Raw genomic sequence first — 1,961 nt, forward strand, 5'->3', positions numbered from 1 at the left:
TGAATGAAAACGATATTCATGAATTAATTGATAATGGAATTCGTAAATTTAATGTAGGAACGGATTTATTAGTAGCATGGACAAAAACAGCGAAAGAAACTTTTGGCGAGACCAAAGTAAATAAATCGCTACGTCATAATATCATTCCATGTAACCAGTCAGTAAAAGAGATCGTCAAACATAAAATTAATATCTTTATGAATAAAGAAAGTCGTGTTATGAAGGTGAAATAATTAGAAACGAGAAGATAATAAGAATTAGGAGAGTACGGGGGATTCCTTGTGCTCTCTCTTTATTCGAAGATTACGAGGGTGATAGGTATGGATAAAGTCTTGATCTTATTAGCAGGTTTACCAGGCACAGGAAAGACCTATTTAAGTCAGATCATCAAGGAAAAATTAGGGGAATTTTATATGCTCTCTCAGGATGAATGGAAGGAACATTATTGTGATCTGTATGGCTACAATGATTTAGAAGAAAAACAGGTAATAGAAAAGATCGCATGGGCAAAATACTTTGAAATAATGGAACAGCAAATGCAAGCAAGCAGCAAGATCATGTCTGATTATCCTTTTAGTCAAAAACAGAAACCATATATTCGGCAGCTAGTAGAAAGATATGATTATAGGGTTGTGACCATTCGGTTGGTGGCCGATTTAGATATATTGTTTGAGCGGCAAAAGAAGCGAGACTTGGACCCGACAAGGCATTTAAGTCATATCGTCACTTCTTACCAAAAGGGAGATCAATTGGCTGATAGAAGTAAAGCAGATCAATTATTACCCTATGAAGAATTTATAAACAGATGTACGACAAGAGGATACGACACATTCGAACTTGGGAAATTGTATGAAGTGGATGTTACAGATTATTCAAAGGTGAATTATTCTGAGTGGTTGGAAGAGATAAAGCTGTGAAAGACCATGGGGACGATACTCGTGGTCTTCACTGACATCAATAAAGACCATGAGAACCGTCCCTTTTGAGTAAGTATTATCGGTGAAAACAACAAAGTAAAAAAGCCTTTGAAAGTGAAACAAATGAATAGATAAGCAGAATAGAAGAAACTGGGGAACGGTTCTATTTATATAACCTAAGAAAGATAAACGCCTTTTTACAAAAAAGGCTAAAAAATCACTTGAATTGCAAAAAACGCCTTTAAAAATCAAATTTGAAGGCGTTTTTTGACGTTTATGCTCTAAAACTGCCCTCAAATATGAAAAATGGAGATTCGCTTTACCCCGCCAAACTCGATATTGTAGAAGTGCAGAGGATGCAGGCTTTCACCTAAATCCCGCGCAAAGGATAAGGTGATGAAAAGGTGTCATAAAAAATTCACATTCTATTGAGAAACCTATGACCTTTTTCATCATTTATTTCTATATCAAATATGAAGGAATTTTATTAGAAGAAAGGCAGTGGTTGAAGATGGCAAAATATCGAATGGTACGTACTGATTTTTGGAAGAATCCGGTTGTTTCTGAGGAGATGACTCCGGAAGATAAATACTTTTACCTGTATCTTCTTACCAATCCACATACGACCCAAATTGGCATCTATAAAATTACCAAAAAACAAATGGCTTTTGATTTGGGGTATTCAATTGAGACTGTTCATTCGTTAATGGAACGATTCACCCTGCACCACAAGGTCATTCGTTACAATCCTGAAACGAGAGAACTCGCTATTAAAAACTGGGGTAAATATAGAGGAGTTAGCTGATCCGTTCATGCAACGTTATACGATACGGGGACAAAAAGAAAAAGGAAATAATAATTTTAATGTAAATATAAAACAACAAAAAGAAGCTTTTCATCCAAATATAGAGGAAAATCCAGACATCGAGAATCCTTTACAGAATGATGTGAAAGAAATTGTTGAGTTTTGGGACAATAATGGATTTGGTTTTTCGAACGTGAATGCCAAACAACAGTTACTATCTTGGTTAGATGATTCTATCT

General features: G+C 35.3%; 2 protein-coding genes and 2 pseudogenes. All 4 read left to right on the forward strand.

Annotated elements, in window-relative coordinates; all coding sequences use genetic code 11:
• Positions 1 to 233, forward strand: a 233-nt coding sequence (locus V7137_RS28585) for a class II fructose-bisphosphate aldolase (RefSeq protein WP_335701197.1), incomplete at its 5' end; no start/stop codon positions are given.
• An 87-nt stretch (positions 234 to 320) separates the two neighbouring features.
• On the forward strand, positions 321 to 917 hold the full coding sequence (locus V7137_RS28590; protein WP_335701198.1) for an AAA family ATPase: 597 nt from the start codon (positions 321 to 323) through the stop codon (positions 915 to 917).
• 511 nt (positions 918 to 1,428) lie between these two features.
• Positions 1,429 to 1,707 (forward strand): annotated as a pseudogene (locus V7137_RS28595) (DNA replication protein DnaD); the annotation flags it as partial.
• A gap of 22 nt (positions 1,708 to 1,729) precedes the next feature.
• Positions 1,730 to 1,961 (forward strand): annotated as a pseudogene (locus V7137_RS28600) (DNA replication protein DnaD); the annotation flags it as partial.

This window comes from Neobacillus drentensis (genome assembly GCF_036962765.1).
GTDB lineage: Bacteria > Bacillota > Bacilli > Bacillales > Cytobacillaceae > Neobacillus > Neobacillus drentensis_C.